Below are 15,384 nucleotides of genomic sequence, written 5' to 3'. Positions count from 1 at the left end.
TACTCTCTTACTACCTTTCTGACAAATAAAAAAAGACGTATATTCCACACGCCTTTTCCATAATATTCAAATTTTAAGAAAATAATGTTTTTACTACTTTACTTACTTTATCGTTATGAATTTGATAATACACTTCTAACCCGCGTCTCTCAAAGCGTACTACTTTATTTTGCTTTAATTTCGTTAAATGTTGTGAAACCGTTGATTGTGGAATTTCTAATACTTCCTGTAATTGTGTTACATTGCACGTTCCACGCTGCATTAGTTCCATTACTAGGCGTAGACGAAGTGGGTGAGCTAACGCTCTTAACATTTGTACATCTTCTTCTGAAATACGACATTCGAATTGATTTTGGCTCATAAAGTTCCCCTCATTTTCATTTTTATTTTCTTTTTATTTATTTATATATCTGTTCTTATATTTCCTGTTACGACATAACTTTATCAACCTATAACGCTGAAAATTTTTTCCACCTTTATCAGCATAGAATTCAGGAAAAAATCCTTGCTGATTTTGAATATTATACTATATGATATAACGAAAAAGCAAAACAAAGGGCTACGAATACTTTGCTTGCAAATGTTGTTTTATCAGGCTTTTTGTTATATTTTCATCTCATTGAAACGTAAAGTAATGGTATTGTAAAATACCGTCTATAATTGATAACCTATCGTAACGTAGTTTAACCATAATTAACCTCTTTGTTACGCTAAAAGGAATTTTCAGTAAAAAGAGATGATGTGGTATTAAAAATTTGCTTCTTATTTTTTATTCGTGTTACAAGTGGATAGAACGTTATGCAAAACTTCCTATTAAAGTTCCTCCCCACTAGATCAAACGGGACAAATAAGCGCTACGTATCAAATATCCTTTATACTCGATACAAAAGACGTCATCTAATATAAGCCTATATGGGCAATGGCATATGAACAAGTAAAAGAATATGCAAATAATTTAAAAAGCGCACTCAAATCTATTTGAGTGCGCTTTTTGTCTACTTTATGAACAAAAATTTACTTTTAACACTATTATGGAATAATTATACTTTTTTACGTTGACAATAGTGCTGAAGGAGAATATACTAAGCATGTAAGTTGATTGTGAATAGTTTCACAAATAATGTGAATTTCTTCACATATAATAGATAGGAGTTGTCATTATTATGAGTACTTGGACACAAATTTATGATCCATTAAACAACATCTGGTTATCTGCACTAATCGCTGCACTCCCAATTTTTTGCTTTATTATTTGTTTAGTGGGACTCAAAATGAAAGGTTACATGGCTGGGCTTTATAGTGTAATTGTTGCTATTATTCTTGCTATATTTGTTTATAAAATGCCTGCAACTGCAGCAGTAGCATCTGCCGGATTTGGTGTTTTATCTGGATTTTATCCAATTTGTACTATCGTTATCGCAGCTATCTTCCTTTACAAATTAACTGTTAAAACAGAACAATTCAATGTCATTCGTGATAGCATTTCCAGTATTACAAATGATCAGCGTTTACAAGTATTATTAATCGCTTATTCTTTCGGTGCTTTCTTAGAAGGCGCAGCTGGTTTCGGTGTTCCAGTTGCTATTACAGCTGCATTACTTGTAGGTATGGGCTTTAATCCATTAAAAGCAGCAGGTATTTGCTTAGTAGCTAATATCGCTGGTGGTGCTATGGGTGCTATGGGTATTCCAGTCACAGTACCTGCACAATTAACTGGAATAGATGCATTAACTGTCGGTCGTCAAGCAGTTTACATTTTGCCATTCATTAGCATTATTTTACCGTTCTTACTTGTTTCAATGGTAGATGGATTTAAAGGCATTAAAGAAACTTGGCAAGGTATTCTTGTAAGTGGTGTTTCTTTCGCAATTACTCAGTTCCTTGTAACTTACTTCTTAGGCGCTGAACTTACTAATATTTTCGCAGCAGTCGTAAGTATGGTCGCTCTTGCATTATTCTTACGTGTTTGGCAACCAAAATCTTCTGCTAAAGAAGAAAAACAAGAAGAAAAAGAATCTCATACATTCAATCAAATTTTATATGCTTGGTCTCCATTCGTATTCTTAACTGCATTTGTAACAATCTTTAATTTAAAACCAATTAAAGCTTTATTTGCTCCGGATGGTCCATTAGCAAACTTAGTATTTAACATTCAATTCCCTGGTCTTCATAATCAAGTTATAAAAACTGCACCAATCACAAAAGCTGATACACCTTTCGCAGCGATTTTCAAACTAGATGTATTCTCTTCTACAACTACTGCAATTGTATTAGCAATTATCGTTTCACTTATCGTCTACCGTGTAAACGGCAAAATGATTAAAGAATTAATGATCGAAACAATAAAAGAACTAAAAGTTCCAGTATATACAATTTGTAGTGTTATCGCTTTAGCTTACGTAGAGAACTACTCTGGTATGTCATCTACACTTGGACTTGCATTCTCTTCTACTGGAAATGCATTCCCTATTCTTTCTCCAATCTTAGGATGGATTGGCGTATTCATTACAGGATCAGTAGTATCAAGTGGTTCATTATTCGCACCACTTCAAGCAGTAACTGCCGATCAGTTAAACATCGTTCCATCTACTCTCGTTTCATTAAACGTAGTTGGTGGTACAATCGCAAAAATGGTTTCACCACAATCTGTAGCAGTTGCTTGTGCGGCAGTTGGACTAGTTGGTAAAGAATCTGCTCTATTTAAAACAGTGATGAAATATAGTTTAATCTTCTTAGCTATTATTAGCTTACTTCAATTAAATGCTGTATTTAATATCTTTTAAAAATAAAACACCGATCCAAATGGATCGGTGTTTTTTACATTACATTTTTTTCCCGCATTAACGGGCAGTAAAAGCCCGATTGGTTCAACTAATAATCAGTGGGGATGGCCCCCCACTGATTAAAGTTTCACTTTATTCTTTAATAAAGAAGCTCCAGCAATTTCAGGATGTGTCATTTCGTATGGATCTAAAATGATATCCAATTCTTCATCTGTCAGTACACCATGTTCTAAACATAACTCTCTAACAGATTTTCCTGTTTCAATTGCTTCACGTGCAATACGAGATGCTGCTTCATAGCCAATATGAGGATTAACCGCTGTAATAATTCCAACACTTTTCTCAACATATTGCTTCAGCAATTCTTCATTCGCTGTAATTCCTTTAATACAATATTCACGGAATACACGGAATCCGTTATTCATAATACTTATAGATTGAATTAAATTAAATACAAGTACGGGCTCCATTACGTTTAACTCTAATTGTCCTGCTTCTGACGCTAAGCAAATTGTATGATCGTTTCCGATTACTTGGAAAGCGACTTGGTTAATTACTTCTGCCATAACTGGATTTACTTTACCTGGCATAATAGATGAACCTGGCTGACGAGCTGGTAATTGAATCTCAGCCAATCCAACACGTGGACCAGATGCCATAATGCGAAGATCGTTTGCAATTTTAGACATATTCATCATACATACTTTTAGCGCTGCAGATACTTCTGTGTATGCATCTGTATTTTGCGTTGCATCAACTAAATGCTCTGCACCAACAAGTGGGAATCCACTAAATGTTCGTAAATGTTTTACCACTTGTTCAATGTAAGTAGGATTTGCATTTAATCCTGTACCAACAGCTGTCGCTCCCATATTCACTTCATATAAATGTTGACGAGACTGTTTAATTCTTTTTATATCACGCTCAAGCACTCGACTATACGCTTCAAATTCTTGTCCAAGACGAATCGGAACTGCATCTTGTAAATGTGTACGCCCCATTTTAATAACATGATCGAACTCTTTTGCCTTTGTACGGAAAGCAGAATGAAGTTCATCCATTGTAATAAGAAGTTCTTCTAACATCATAAGAGTTGCAATATGAATCCCCGTTGGAAATGCATCATTTGTTGATTGCGCCATGTTCACATGAGTATTTGGGCTAATTTTCGCATATTCACCTTTTTCATATCCCATACGTTCTAACGCTCTATTAGCAATTACTTCATTTGTATTCATATTTATGGAAGTCCCCGCTCCGCCTTGGATCGGGTCCACGATAAATTGATCATGGAACTTTCCGTCAACAATTTCTTGCGCCGCCTCCGCAATTTCTTGTCCAATATCTTTAGCTAAGTAACCGGTATCCATATTCGCAAGTGCAGCCGCTTTTTTCACAATTGCCATTGCCGTAATGAGTGACGGATGAATGCGATATCCTGTAATCGGGAAGTTTTCTACGGCACGTAATGTTTGTACACCATAATATGCTGTACTTGGTACTTCCTTTTCACCTAAAAAATCTTTTTCTATACGTATATCCTTCGTTGCTATCATTTTCATCACCTATACTTTTTCATTCTAAATCCTTATTTGAAAAATCCACCCTCTCAAAATACGAGTATCATTCAGAAGAATTTTTCAGTATCCACCTTCACTATAAAACACCTTTTTTGAAAGCGCAAACACTTATTTTTCTATATATCTTTTTTATTAAAGTTAATAGAAAATCATTCTTCTACTTTCTTTATTTCCACTCGTTTAATTTGATGCATATCCTTTTCAAGGACTTTAAAATAAAAGCCATGTTTCTCAATAACATCCCCTTCAGCAACGACTTGTTTTTGTACCATGATCCAGCCACCAATTGTATCTACATCATCAGCGACCAAATGTATACCAAATAAATCATTTACTTCACTAATAAGCACTTTTCCCTCAACGATTTTATACCCTTCACTTATATGTTCTATAGGCGGATGCTCATCTTCATCATATTCATCCCGAATTTCTCCAACAATTTCTTCTAGAATATCTTCTAGCGTCACGATCCCTGCTGTACCACCATATTCGTCATATAAGACAGCTAGCGGAATATGCCTTCTTTGCATTTGTAATAATAAATCATGAATTGGGATATTTTCTAGCACTTCAATAACAGGTCGTGTATATGGTGTAATCGAGCATTCTTCATCCCGATTACCATCCATATAACGAATAAATAAATCCTTTACATTAACCATTCCAATAATTTCATCTTTATCTTCACCAAATACAGGATATCTCGTATATTTCTCTTGCGCGATTACTTTAATATGCGTTTCAAACGATTCGTCCTCATATAATCCTACAACCTCCGTACGAGGTACCATAATTTCCTTTGCAACTCTATTATCGAATTCAAAAATATTATTTACGTATTTAAATTCTCTTTGATTAATCTCTCCACTTTCATAGCTCTCAGATAAGATTAATCTTAGTTCTTCCTCTGAATGAGCCACTTCATGTTCAGAGGCTGGATGTAAGCCGAATAAGCCTGTTACAAGCCTTGCCGAACCATTTAAAGCCCAAATGAAGGGATACATAGCTCGGTAAAAGTAAATAAGTGGTTTCGATAATAATAAACTAACCTGCTCTGCCTTTTGTATAGCAAATGTCTTCGGAGCAAGTTCCCCAATAACAACATGTAAAAATGTAATCGCTGCAAAGGCAATAATAAATGAAACTGTACTGGCAATTGTAGGAGATACATGTAATTTTAAGAACAACGGCTCAAGTAAATGTTTAATCGTCGGCTCTCCTAACCACCCGAGCCCTAAAGCAGTAATCGTAATACCTAACTGACAGGCTGATAAATACTCATCTAAATTTGAAGTTACTTTTTTCGCTGCCAATGCTCCTCGTCTTTTTTCACTAACGAGTTGATCGATACGACTGCTACGCACCTTAATGATTGCAAACTCAACAGCCACAAAAAAACCTGTTAATGCAATAAGGATGGCTACCATCAATAATTTTAAAATATCCACATATCCCCTTTAGCTTTCTTAGCTAAAGTTACACCTCCTTTAAAAAAGAAGTTTCACTTTAGTTTCTTCATTTGCTTGAAAGCAACCCTATATAAAATTCACCAATTTTCAGCTCTCATACAATTCTAAAGGCAAGCCATCAGGGTCTTGGAAAAAGACGAATTTTTTACCCGTGATTTCATCAATACGTATCGACTCAGTCTCCACACCATGTCGGTTCAAATGTTTCACAGCTTCTTCTATATGTGTAACAGCAAATGCTAAATGTCTCAGTCCAGCTGCTTCTGGAAAGCTTTTACGCTCAGGTGGATGTGGAAATGAAAATAATTCGATTTGATACTCTTCTCCTACACATAAATCTAACTTATAAGAATCTCGCTCTGCTCTATATACTTCATTTATCGCTTTAAAACCTAATATCCTAGTATAAAAATTCTTTGACACTTCATAATTCGAACAAATAATTGCAACATGATGCACTCTACATATATTCATGATCTCTCTATTCCTTTCTTTACCAAAGATGCATATTCTCCCTTGAAATGAAAAACCTATATAGCAGAATATCTCTTTTAGGGGGCTTATTATGAAATTTATCACTTTTTTCGTCGGACTTATCGTTGTTTTCTTCCTTGCTTATATTGCTAGTAATAATAAGAAACATATTAAAATTAAGCCAATTTTTATCATGCTTATTATACAGTTAATTTTAACCTATTTATTATTAAATACAGAAATTGGACTTGTACTTATTACAATCATTTCTAGCCTGTTTACAAAGCTACTCGAATATGCTGCTAATGGTATAAACTTTGTATTCGGTGGTCTTGCAAATAAAGGTGAAATGCCATTTTTCCTTACTGTATTATTACCAATTGTTTTTATCTCCGTCTTAATTGGTATATTACAACATTTCAAAATACTACCATTTTTTATTCGCTGGATCGGTTATTTTCTTAGTAAAATAAATGGTCTTGGGAAATTAGAATCTTACAACGCTATCGCTTCTGCCATTGTCGGTCAATCAGAAGTGTTTATTACAGTAAAAAAACAATTAGCTCAAATTCCAAAACATCGTCTTTATACCCTTTGCGCTTCGGCTATGTCAACCGTATCTATGTCTATCGTAGGTGCCTATATGACGATGATTGAACCTAAATATGTAGTAACCGCACTCGTTCTCAATTTATTTAGCGGTTTTATTATCGTACTCATCATTAACCCTTACGATGTGAAAGATGACGAAGACATTTTGGAAATAAAAGGTGAAAAGCAAAGTTTTTTTGAGATGCTTGGAGAATACATTCTTGATGGTTTTCGTGTAGCCATTGTCGTCGGCGCTATGCTCATCGGATTCGTCGCACTAATGAGTTGCATTAACGACCTATTCCTCATTATATTCGGCATTACTTTCCAGCAATTAATCGGCTACGTATTTGCTCCTATTGCATTTCTTATCGGTGTACCGAGTTCTGAAATTGTCACAGCTGGTAGTATTATGGCAACAAAGCTCGTCACAAATGAATTTGTAGCAATGATGGATCTTAGCAAAATTTCCAACAGCCTTTCTCCACGTACAGTGGGTATTATTTCTGTCTTCCTCGTTTCTTTTGCCAACTTTTCTTCCATTGGAATTATTTCAGGTGCAGTAAAAGGATTAAACGAAGAACAAGGAAACGTTGTTGCGCGATTTGGTTTAAAATTACTTTACGGAGCTACTCTCGTTAGTATTTTATCTGCAATTATCGTAAGCATTATGTTGTAATTAGGTAAAATTTTATCATTTTCTTCCCCCTGTCTTTTGTATACAATAACGAATAGATGCCTTATAAATAATCAAGACATCTATTTTTTATACATGTACAATCGCTTTTATTTAGCGTACAATATTTTTTATGTGTTTGAATACGCTTCTAGATGTATACACTTTGATAGTTTTAAAGGAGAAAAAATGATGAAATCCGATATGAACAACAATATGCGAGCCAAAAAAGGACGCTCAAAGAAAAAACGCCTACTTTGGTTCCTTCTTATTCCATTGCTAATTGTAGCACTTGGAGCGGGAGGATACTCCTTCCATATATACAGTAAAGCAAAATCCGTTTTAAGTAATGCTTATTCTGAACTAGGTCGAGGCGATAAATCCAGCAAACGTGAAAAAGCTGTTAAGCCTATGACTGATAATATTTCCGTACTTATTATGGGTGTTGATGAAAGTGATATTAGGGAAAAAAATTACGGAAAAGCAACTCGTACGGATGCGTTATTACTTGCAACAATTAATAAAAACGATAAATCTGTTAAACTTGTCAGCATTCCACGTGACTCACGTGTCTACATTAAATCGCGTGATAAATATGATAAAATTACGCACGCACATGTATTTGGTGGTGTAGACAGCACGATTGATACAGTAGAGAACTTTTTAGATGTCCCAGTTGACTACTATGTAAAATTCAACTTTAAATCCTTTATTAAAATCGTTGATTCCCTTGGCGGTATTACTGTCGATGTTCCAGTTGAGTTCACAGAACAAAATAGTAAAGATGAAGCAGATGCCATTCATCTCAAAAAAGGACGTCAACATTTAAATGGAGAAGAGGCACTTGCACTAGCTAGAACTCGCCATATCGATAGCGACTATATGCGTGGTCAACGACAACAGCTTGTTTTAGAAGCTATTGCTGAAAAAGCATTATCTCTTAATTCCATTAATAAAATCGGGGGCCTACTAGATGCTGTCGATAAAGACCTAAAAACTAATTTAACTTTTGATGATATGATGACAATTGCAAAAAATTCAATGAATTCAAGTTTAAAAATGGACAAATTGCAAGTGGAAGGTACTGATAAATATATAGGCGGTATTTATTATTACGTTCCAAACGAAAAAAGCGTCAATAATATATCGACAACACTTCAAGAACATCTCGGTGTTACGAATAAAAATGAGCATAAAAAATTATAATAAAAAGGCTGCTAGATCTTTCTAGGCAGCCTTTTTATTATAATTTTCAACATATTTTTCATGCATATTGTGACAAAAAGAGATAATTATTACAACAGTGTAACATTTTTTATAAAAACATTACACACACAGTGAAAATAATAGTATACTAGGACGTACATAATGTTATTTTCATCATTTTTATACAAAAAATGTAATACATATATTTATATAAAAATTTCTGGGGGGAAATAGATGAAGCTAAGTAAAATACTGATTGGTTCTGCAATTGCTGGTGGCATATTACTTTGTGTAGGAGGTATTAGTGGATATCAATATGTATCCAAATTGAATAATCAATTAGATACCACCGCATTACCAAACACTACGTTTGAAGGTATTTCTCTTGATGGAAAAAATAAAGCAGATATTCAAGCAATTATTAATCAAAAGGTAACTGAATTAGATCAAAAACCCCTTACCTACATATTCCAAAATGATAAACAAACTTACAAATGGAAAGATTTAGGGATCGATTATAAAGAGAAAGATATTGTCGACAAAATCTTTAAAGAACAAGAAGGAAACATAATAAACCGTTACAAAATGCGACAGCAAGCTGAAAACGGTGAGATAAAACGTGACTATAAATTAACACCACAATTAAATACAACTGCTTATGAAACCTTTATAAAAGATAAATATAATTCTGCATTAAAAAATCCTGTTAATGCAGAATTAAGTGTTGAAGGCTCTACAGTAAATATTAGTCAAAGTCAAAACGGAGAAAAAATTGATAAAGGAAAACTAACTGATTTAACGAAACAGGCCATCACTTCTGGCACATCAGATGTTACATTACCAGTTACACTACTAAAGCCTGAACGTTCCACAGAAGATATACAGAAAATGGGGATTAAAGAAGTCATTGCTGAATATTCTACTCCAATGGCTGGCCGTAATGGAAACCAATCGTTTAACGTAAATAAGTCAGCTAATACTTTAAGTGGAGCTATTGTAGCACCTGATGAAACATTTAGTTTTAACGGACGTGTTGGCGTAACTGATGCTGCGCATGGGTATAAATCCGCAGCAGTATACTTGCAAGGTAAAGTTATACAAAGTGCTGGCGGGGGAGTTTGCCAAGTAAGTAGCACATTATATAGCGCAGCTTTAAGAGCTGACTTAGGAATTGTAGCTCGAAGCAACCATTCTATGCCTGTACATTACTTACCACTTGGCCAAGATGCAGCAGTGGCAGATTATGGACCTGATTTAAAATTTAAAAACAATACCGGGAATTATATTTACATTCAAGCCTTTTCAAATGGAGGTAGTATTACTGCACGCATTTTCGGTACAGCTACTGGGAAAGATGTAGACGTTTCTTCTAAAGTGATTAGTGAGACTGGCGATAAAATTACGGCTGTGACATATAAAAAAGTAACACAAAACGGTGAAGTAATCTCAAATGGACAAATTTCAAAAAGCGTATATAAAAAGGCGTGATCTACTCACGCCTTTTTCTTTTGCAATAATAGTAAAAAAGTTTCAAGATGGTCTTTCGTTTCTTCTAAAGACCACATACGATTTCCTTGCTTCGCAGCTAATACGCATGCTGCTTCCCACTCGTTCTTTTTCTTCATATTCACTAATTCATCGCGTAATTTCAAAACAATTTCTTCATCTTCTTGCTCTAGAAACTCTTCCATCACATGTACTATTTCATTCTCATGGATGCTTAACGTACAATACGATTTGAGAAAGTATTGTAATGTCGTATACATGTTTACTCCCCCTTCTTATTTGTCAGATGGATAAGAAGTAACAATCTTGAATCCTAATTCCCCTGACTTATCTCTCGCTAAAACAGTTACAGTCTTTACTAGTTTGTCTTTTACACTCATATTTTTCTTTATTACCGTTTTTCCAACTGGGAATGCATGAGTTGTATTCAATACAAGACGAGCCTCTTTAGAGTTTTTTAACCAATCCTGAATTTCCTTATCGTGTTGCTTCAAACTATCTTTTACAGCTTTCGTCGCTGTTTCTTTATCATAGTATGTACTTGCTGCTGATACTTTATCTGTCTTCAAACGATTCTTCAAATCCTCTTCTGATTTGCCTACATGCCTTTCAATCGTATGACCATTTTTAGGTGGTCCTTCCATTTCATCTAAAATATTATCACTAATTTTTTTTACTGACGTAGCTTGATTCCCTGTTTGTTTCTCTGTTTTTTGTTCTTTTCCTGCACATCCACTTAAGATCAGCATGAATGCCAATAAGCTACTCAAGAAAAGACTACTTATTCGTTTCATCATATCACCTCTTCCATGATTATTATCATAACTTCACTAAAAGTCAATTTCACAACGAAAAAACCTATCAGTTTTAAAATTCCTCATCCATTTTTCTATATTTACCCACACACTTTCACCAAACCTCTATTTTTCGCCCGATTGAATATATACCCCTATCATTTTATTATTATTTCCCAAATGAAATTACTGATAATATACATAATAAATCCTTTTATATAAGGGTTTATTATGTATTTTTTCAAAACACATAAAATACCCCTATTTTCATATACCTAATACCCGTATAAGGTATATAATACCCTTTCCGTCAACGCTTTTCTACATTATGTAAATTTGCACTTGCCTACACAATAGAAATATGGTGTAATGCAAAAAAAGATAAAGGATTTTATACAATGGCAGAAACAATTCAGAACTTCTTAACAGACTATTATTCAATCGCAGTTCCACTTAGTATCGTAATTAATATCATCATTAGCCTTTTAGGTTTTATCCCTAGCATCTTTTTAACCGCCATTAATATACAGCTCTTTGGCTTAACAAATGGCACACTCATTTCAATCGCAGGTGAAGCATTAGGGGCTATTATCTCGTTTTATATTTATCGCATAGGCCTTCAAAAATTCACTCACGATAAAGTAAATAAGTATCCAAAGGTAGAACGTCTCCTTTACGTAGAAGGTAAAGAGGCCTTTCTACTCGTTCTATCTTTTCGTTTTATCCCTTTCATTCCAGCAAGTATCGTTACTTTATTTGCAGCTCTAGGGAAAATGTCATTACCCTCTTTCAGTATTGCCAGCACAATAGGGAAAATACCGGCCTTATTGATCGAAGTATATTCGGCATACCAAGTTATGAATGGAACAAATGAAGCGAAGTGGATTATAACAATCGCAGGTTGTATCGGATTATTTTATTTGTGGAAAAAATGGAGAAAAAAATAAAGAAGGAGCATAGGCTCCTTCTTTATTTTTGAAGTATATTCGATTAATACATATCTCTTACGAATAGAAGTATCTTAGTTTACACCAACAGCACTAAATGATTGCTTAACCGCTGTTACTTCAGCAGAATTCGCACCATATAAGTCAGCAGCAGCTTGTACTGCACCAGCGCGAGCTTGACTAAATGTAGTAGATTGCGTGTAATATTGTGTATTCGCACGGTAGTAAATTGCACCTAATTTATCTTTTCCGATACCAGTTACAGTTACACCGTAATGTGTACCACCATTTGCTAATAAATATGCTTGTTTGTTAATAATACCACTGTTTGTATGAACGCCACCGTTATCACTTGAACCAGTGTAACGTTTAGAATAATGGTCTGGGTCACCATACTTCGCAGGATCACTCATAGAACGAAGTGCATCTCCTGCTTGTCCAGGCGTATAAATATCTTCACCAATCTCCCAATCTGGATTACGATTATCATAGAATTCTACTAACGTACCAAAGATATCAGAAATTGCTTCATTTAATGCTCCTGATTCATTTTGATAAATTAAATTCGAGCTATTTTCCGTAACCGCATGCGTTAATTCGTGACCGATTACATCAATTCCACCAGATAATGAAGTGAATGTTACACCATCACCATCTCCGTATACCATTTGCGAGCCGTTCCAGAATGCATTATTATAATTACTTCCGTAATGAACTGTTGATTTTAATGGCGCTCCTGCATCATTAATAGAATTTCTGTTAAATGTAGCTTTATAGTAATCATATGTTTTACCTGCATAATAATGAGCATCTACTGCTGCTGCATCATACGCTGCATTGAAAACATTATCTGCATCTGCCCATAATGTTCCCGGTAATGTTGAACGGTTTTTCGCATCATATGTGAAAATTGTTGCTCCGCGTGTATTATCTTGTAAATAGTAAGATGATCCAGATAATGTTGTATTAAGCGACTTCGTATCTCCTAATACACCTTTACCAGTTCCTACTTTATTCGTTCCTGTTACAGGCTTTACAACTGCTTTTGCATCCTGTTTAGGAGCATCTTGTTTAACAGGTGACTTATCATCATTCGTCACATGATCAATTGTATTATATTTATTTAATACTTTACCGCTGTCTGCTTCAATGAAATAGTAGTAGTTTCCTGGGCTTGGATCTAAGAAGTTTAGATTTACAACATATGCATATGTTGTTTCTTCACCGTTTTGATATACATATAAGTCCGCTTTTGGTTCTACCTCATATTTCGGTGTTACACCTAAATCTTGCTGCGCGATTTCAATTGCTTTTGCGCCTTCAATCTTATTTTTATTTTTCAACTTTTCCTTTTTGTCTAAATCAGGCGCAACTGTTCCAGACAACACTTTTAAAGAACCATCTTTACTTACGTGAGCTACTTGAGTAGAACCCCATACAGGTACTCCTTCATAAACTTGTTGCATACGTACTACCGTTGAATCAGTTACTGCATCTTTCTTCACTTGTTTCACTTTGAAAGAATCTTGCGCACTCTTTTCCCCTAGCTTATAATCACCTTTTGCTGCGTTTAAATAATCAAACACAACAGATTCCGCTTTCTTACCAGTCGCTTCTGTTAGATCACCAGAAATAAACTCAGGTGACTGCACCGTTTCGTTGTACTTCTTTGTAGAGAGCACATTCTTTGAATCTGCAAACGCAGAGCTTGTCCCTCCAAATGTAGTAACTGCCATTCCTGTCGCTAACACTAACGCTAAACTCTTCTTTTTCATATAACCTTCCCCCTAATAAAAAATTTTTGAAAAAGAGTAGTTTTATATTAGCATTATGTTTCCACTATTAATATACTAAAAATTCAAATAATTTTTTTCTCAAGTTTTGTAGAATTTTGGGGAACAAATATTGAAAAACCCCTTTCCGATTGGAAAGGGGTTTCTATTAAAAGTTTACCACTTCAACTACTTTCTCTCCTTGACCATAGATATCCGATGTCCAAGCATATTGCGGTTCCAATACCACTAATACAGCTACCAAAGCCAAAGCACCAATAATTATTTTCTTCATATTATTTTCCTCCCTTTTCTTCTAATAAATTAATTGCTAATTTATAATAGTTATTACTTTCTCGAAACTCTAATAATTCTTCATGATACCCTGCTAGTTCTAAATACACCATTTTTAATTCCTTTTTATTCTCTTCGCCTCTAAAAAATGGGATTGCCTCAACTTCTAAAAATTTTTTATAAACATCTTTAGTTTCAAAGTATTTATGCTTAAGCATTAAAAGTATATATAGCATACTTTTATACTTTTCATCCCTCTTCGCGACATCTATCCCTTTACCGATCCAATCTTTCGCTTCTTCAAATTCTTTTAATTCAATACATTGTAAAGCAATCTCATATACTGCATCAATATAATTTAAATCCTCTTCCTTCTTATACTGTAAGCATTGCAAATAATAATCTTTAGCTTTTGCATAATCTTTTAAGTTATAATACAAGAATCCTAAGTTATTTAAAGCAATAGCTGTTATGCTTTCTTTATCAGCAAAAGAATTTGCTTCTCTCAAAATATTGTTATAAATAGATAGCGCTTCATTATATTGTTTTTTTTGTATATAACTCAGCGCAATAAGCAATTGGCAATTTATCACATAACGGAACTTATATTCATTCTTAAATCCTTCCATTGCTACATTAGCAAAATGTAAAGTCATATGTTCAACTTCTAATTCATTATAAACAAGAGCTAAATTGAAATATATCCCATTTTCATGGTAGCCTTGTTCCTTTGCCATTACTTCTGTTCGAGCCAAGTACTCCAATGCCGCCTTATATTTATGTTGCAAAAAATAATATAACCCTTTGCTATACGTATATAATAATTTCTGAAATGGTGAATACTTTTTGTACATCTTCTTTAAGCCCTCTAACTCTTCTTCAACAGCAGGAAAATCCCTTTTCATAATTAAATACCGCGTATAAAGTAGCTTATAATAATTTATAATTTCAAAATCCAACACATGCTTCATTTCACCTTGCAACTCTTCATATATACGTTCTACTTGTTGCTTGTCCAAATGAACTAGTGCATTCAGCCACTCATCCAGCTTCCCCTTCACATCTTCTTCTACATCTCTCAAATCTGTCACAGCAATTTCTAGCCTTGTGCAGAGCAATTGTAGAATTTCTTCTGATGCTTCGATCTTTCCATTTTCGATCTTACTTAAGTATGAGACAGAACAAATGCCCTGACATAATTCTTCTTGTGTCATTTTTTGCTGTAGCCGCTTGTAAAAGACTTGTTTGCCTATTTTTTCTAATGTTTGTTGCATTGTCCTCCTCCATTCTCA

14 protein-coding genes are annotated in these 15,384 nt (G+C 34.4%); 5 read left to right on the top strand and 9 right to left on the bottom strand.

Annotated features, from left to right (window positions below):
* Window positions 1-73: 73 nt before the first annotated feature.
* A complete protein-coding gene (locus tag ACQKNR_RS21370) occupies window positions 74-361 on the bottom strand; it encodes an ArsR/SmtB family transcription factor (protein WP_427320356.1) in 288 nt (95 codons plus the stop codon).
* Between the two features lie 802 nt (window positions 362-1,163).
* On the opposite strand from ACQKNR_RS21370, the gene ACQKNR_RS21365 reads away from it, so the two are divergent.
* A complete protein-coding gene (locus tag ACQKNR_RS21365) occupies window positions 1,164-2,783 on the top strand; it encodes a lactate permease LctP family transporter (protein WP_427320354.1) in 1,620 nt (539 codons plus the stop codon).
* A gap of 119 nt (window positions 2,784-2,902) precedes the next feature.
* On the opposite strand, the gene aspA is transcribed toward ACQKNR_RS21365, so the two are convergent.
* The 3 genes from aspA to gloA2 form a co-directional block, all read right to left on the bottom strand.
* Window positions 2,903-4,339 (bottom strand): aspartate ammonia-lyase, encoded by a 1,437-nt coding sequence (aspA, locus tag ACQKNR_RS21360; protein WP_427320352.1) that lies wholly within the window; start codon window positions 4,337-4,339, stop codon window positions 2,903-2,905.
* 173 nt (window positions 4,340-4,512) lie between these two features.
* Window positions 4,513-5,811 (bottom strand): hemolysin family protein, encoded by a 1,299-nt coding sequence (locus tag ACQKNR_RS21355; protein WP_427320350.1) that lies wholly within the window; start codon window positions 5,809-5,811, stop codon window positions 4,513-4,515.
* A gap of 108 nt (window positions 5,812-5,919) precedes the next feature.
* The gene (gloA2, locus tag ACQKNR_RS21350; RefSeq protein ID WP_427320348.1) at window positions 5,920-6,306 is read right to left on the bottom strand and encodes an SMU1112c/YaeR family gloxylase I-like metalloprotein; all 387 of its coding nucleotides are present in this window, start codon (window positions 6,304-6,306) and stop codon (window positions 5,920-5,922) included.
* Window positions 6,307-6,397: 91 nt separating this feature from the next.
* On the opposite strand from gloA2, the gene ACQKNR_RS21345 reads away from it, so the two are divergent.
* The 3 genes from ACQKNR_RS21345 to ACQKNR_RS21335 all read left to right on the top strand — a co-directional run bounded on the left by ACQKNR_RS21345 (window position 6,398) and on the right by ACQKNR_RS21335 (window position 10,267).
* Window positions 6,398-7,576 (top strand): NupC/NupG family nucleoside CNT transporter, encoded by a 1,179-nt coding sequence (locus ACQKNR_RS21345; protein ID WP_427320346.1) that lies wholly within the window; start codon window positions 6,398-6,400, stop codon window positions 7,574-7,576.
* 186 nt (window positions 7,577-7,762) lie between these two features.
* Window positions 7,763-8,779: an LCP family protein gene (locus tag ACQKNR_RS21340; protein WP_427320344.1), complete on the top strand. Its 1,017-nt coding sequence runs from the start codon at window positions 7,763-7,765 to the stop codon at window positions 8,777-8,779.
* A 234-nt stretch (window positions 8,780-9,013) separates the two neighbouring features.
* A complete protein-coding gene (locus ACQKNR_RS21335) occupies window positions 9,014-10,267 on the top strand; it encodes a VanW family protein (RefSeq protein WP_427320343.1) in 1,254 nt (417 codons plus the stop codon).
* Window positions 10,268-10,272: 5 nt separating this feature from the next.
* Here ACQKNR_RS21335 and ACQKNR_RS21330 read toward each other — a convergent pair whose 3' ends face one another.
* Both ACQKNR_RS21330 and ACQKNR_RS21325 read right to left on the bottom strand, forming a co-directional pair.
* Window positions 10,273-10,545 carry a hypothetical protein gene (locus ACQKNR_RS21330; RefSeq protein ID WP_427320341.1) on the bottom strand — a complete coding sequence of 91 codons (273 nt, stop codon included), beginning with the start codon at window positions 10,543-10,545 and terminating at the stop codon, window positions 10,273-10,275.
* A 15-nt stretch (window positions 10,546-10,560) separates the two neighbouring features.
* A complete protein-coding gene (locus ACQKNR_RS21325) occupies window positions 10,561-11,079 on the bottom strand; it encodes an RNase A-like domain-containing lipoprotein (protein WP_427320339.1) in 519 nt (172 codons plus the stop codon).
* A 398-nt stretch (window positions 11,080-11,477) separates the two neighbouring features.
* Here ACQKNR_RS21325 and ACQKNR_RS21320 point away from each other — a divergent pair, with 398 nt between their 5' ends.
* Window positions 11,478-12,026: a TVP38/TMEM64 family protein gene (locus ACQKNR_RS21320; protein WP_427320337.1), complete on the top strand. Its 549-nt coding sequence runs from the start codon at window positions 11,478-11,480 to the stop codon at window positions 12,024-12,026.
* Window positions 12,027-12,100: 74 nt separating this feature from the next.
* On the opposite strand, the gene ACQKNR_RS21315 is transcribed toward ACQKNR_RS21320, so the two are convergent.
* The 3 genes from ACQKNR_RS21315 to ACQKNR_RS21305 all read right to left on the bottom strand — a co-directional run bounded on the left by ACQKNR_RS21315 (window position 12,101) and on the right by ACQKNR_RS21305 (window position 15,366).
* A complete protein-coding gene (locus ACQKNR_RS21315) occupies window positions 12,101-13,801 on the bottom strand; it encodes a M4 family metallopeptidase (protein ID WP_427320335.1) in 1,701 nt (566 codons plus the stop codon).
* Window positions 13,802-13,967: 166 nt separating this feature from the next.
* Window positions 13,968-14,093 (bottom strand): NprX family peptide pheromone, encoded by a 126-nt coding sequence (locus tag ACQKNR_RS21310; protein ID WP_178941127.1) that lies wholly within the window; start codon window positions 14,091-14,093, stop codon window positions 13,968-13,970.
* Between the two features lies 1 nt (window position 14,094).
* The gene (locus tag ACQKNR_RS21305; RefSeq protein ID WP_427320333.1) at window positions 14,095-15,366 is read right to left on the bottom strand and encodes a tetratricopeptide repeat protein; all 1,272 of its coding nucleotides are present in this window, start codon (window positions 15,364-15,366) and stop codon (window positions 14,095-14,097) included.
* Between the last annotated feature and the right edge of the window lie 18 nt (window positions 15,367-15,384).

The sequence above is a fragment of the Bacillus sp. NPDC094077 genome (assembly GCF_050279465.1).
In the GTDB taxonomy this organism is placed as follows: domain Bacteria; phylum Bacillota; class Bacilli; order Bacillales; family Bacillaceae_G; genus Bacillus_A.
Note: the sequence above shows the minus strand (reverse complement) of the source record. Positions and strands in the feature narration are given on the sequence as shown.

Excerpts from the sequence above, each read along its gene's own strand:
- ACQKNR_RS21315 (WP_427320335.1), bottom strand. The coding sequence starts at position 13,801 with ATGAAAAAGAAGAGTTTAGCGTTAGTGTTAGCGACAGGAATGGCAGTT.
- ACQKNR_RS21370 (WP_427320356.1), bottom strand. The coding sequence starts at position 361 with ATGAGCCAAAATCAATTCGAATGTCGTATTTCAGAAGAAGATGTACAA.
- ACQKNR_RS21335 (WP_427320343.1), top strand. The coding sequence starts at position 9,014 with ATGAAGCTAAGTAAAATACTGATTGGTTCTGCAATTGCTGGTGGCATA.
- ACQKNR_RS21365 (WP_427320354.1), top strand. The coding sequence starts at position 1,164 with ATGAGTACTTGGACACAAATTTATGATCCATTAAACAACATCTGGTTA.
- ACQKNR_RS21305 (WP_427320333.1), bottom strand. The coding sequence starts at position 15,366 with ATGCAACAAACATTAGAAAAAATAGGCAAACAAGTCTTTTACAAGCGG.
- ACQKNR_RS21325 (WP_427320339.1), bottom strand. The coding sequence starts at position 11,079 with ATGAAACGAATAAGTAGTCTTTTCTTGAGTAGCTTATTGGCATTCATG.
- ACQKNR_RS21330 (WP_427320341.1), bottom strand. The coding sequence starts at position 10,545 with ATGTATACGACATTACAATACTTTCTCAAATCGTATTGTACGTTAAGC.
- ACQKNR_RS21320 (WP_427320337.1), top strand. The coding sequence starts at position 11,478 with ATGGCAGAAACAATTCAGAACTTCTTAACAGACTATTATTCAATCGCA.
- ACQKNR_RS21345 (WP_427320346.1), top strand. The coding sequence starts at position 6,398 with ATGAAATTTATCACTTTTTTCGTCGGACTTATCGTTGTTTTCTTCCTT.
- gloA2 (WP_427320348.1), bottom strand. The coding sequence starts at position 6,306 with ATGAATATATGTAGAGTGCATCATGTTGCAATTATTTGTTCGAATTAT.
- ACQKNR_RS21340 (WP_427320344.1), top strand. The coding sequence starts at position 7,763 with ATGATGAAATCCGATATGAACAACAATATGCGAGCCAAAAAAGGACGC.
- ACQKNR_RS21310 (WP_178941127.1), bottom strand. The coding sequence starts at position 14,093 with ATGAAGAAAATAATTATTGGTGCTTTGGCTTTGGTAGCTGTATTAGTG.
- aspA (WP_427320352.1), bottom strand. The coding sequence starts at position 4,339 with ATGATAGCAACGAAGGATATACGTATAGAAAAAGATTTTTTAGGTGAA.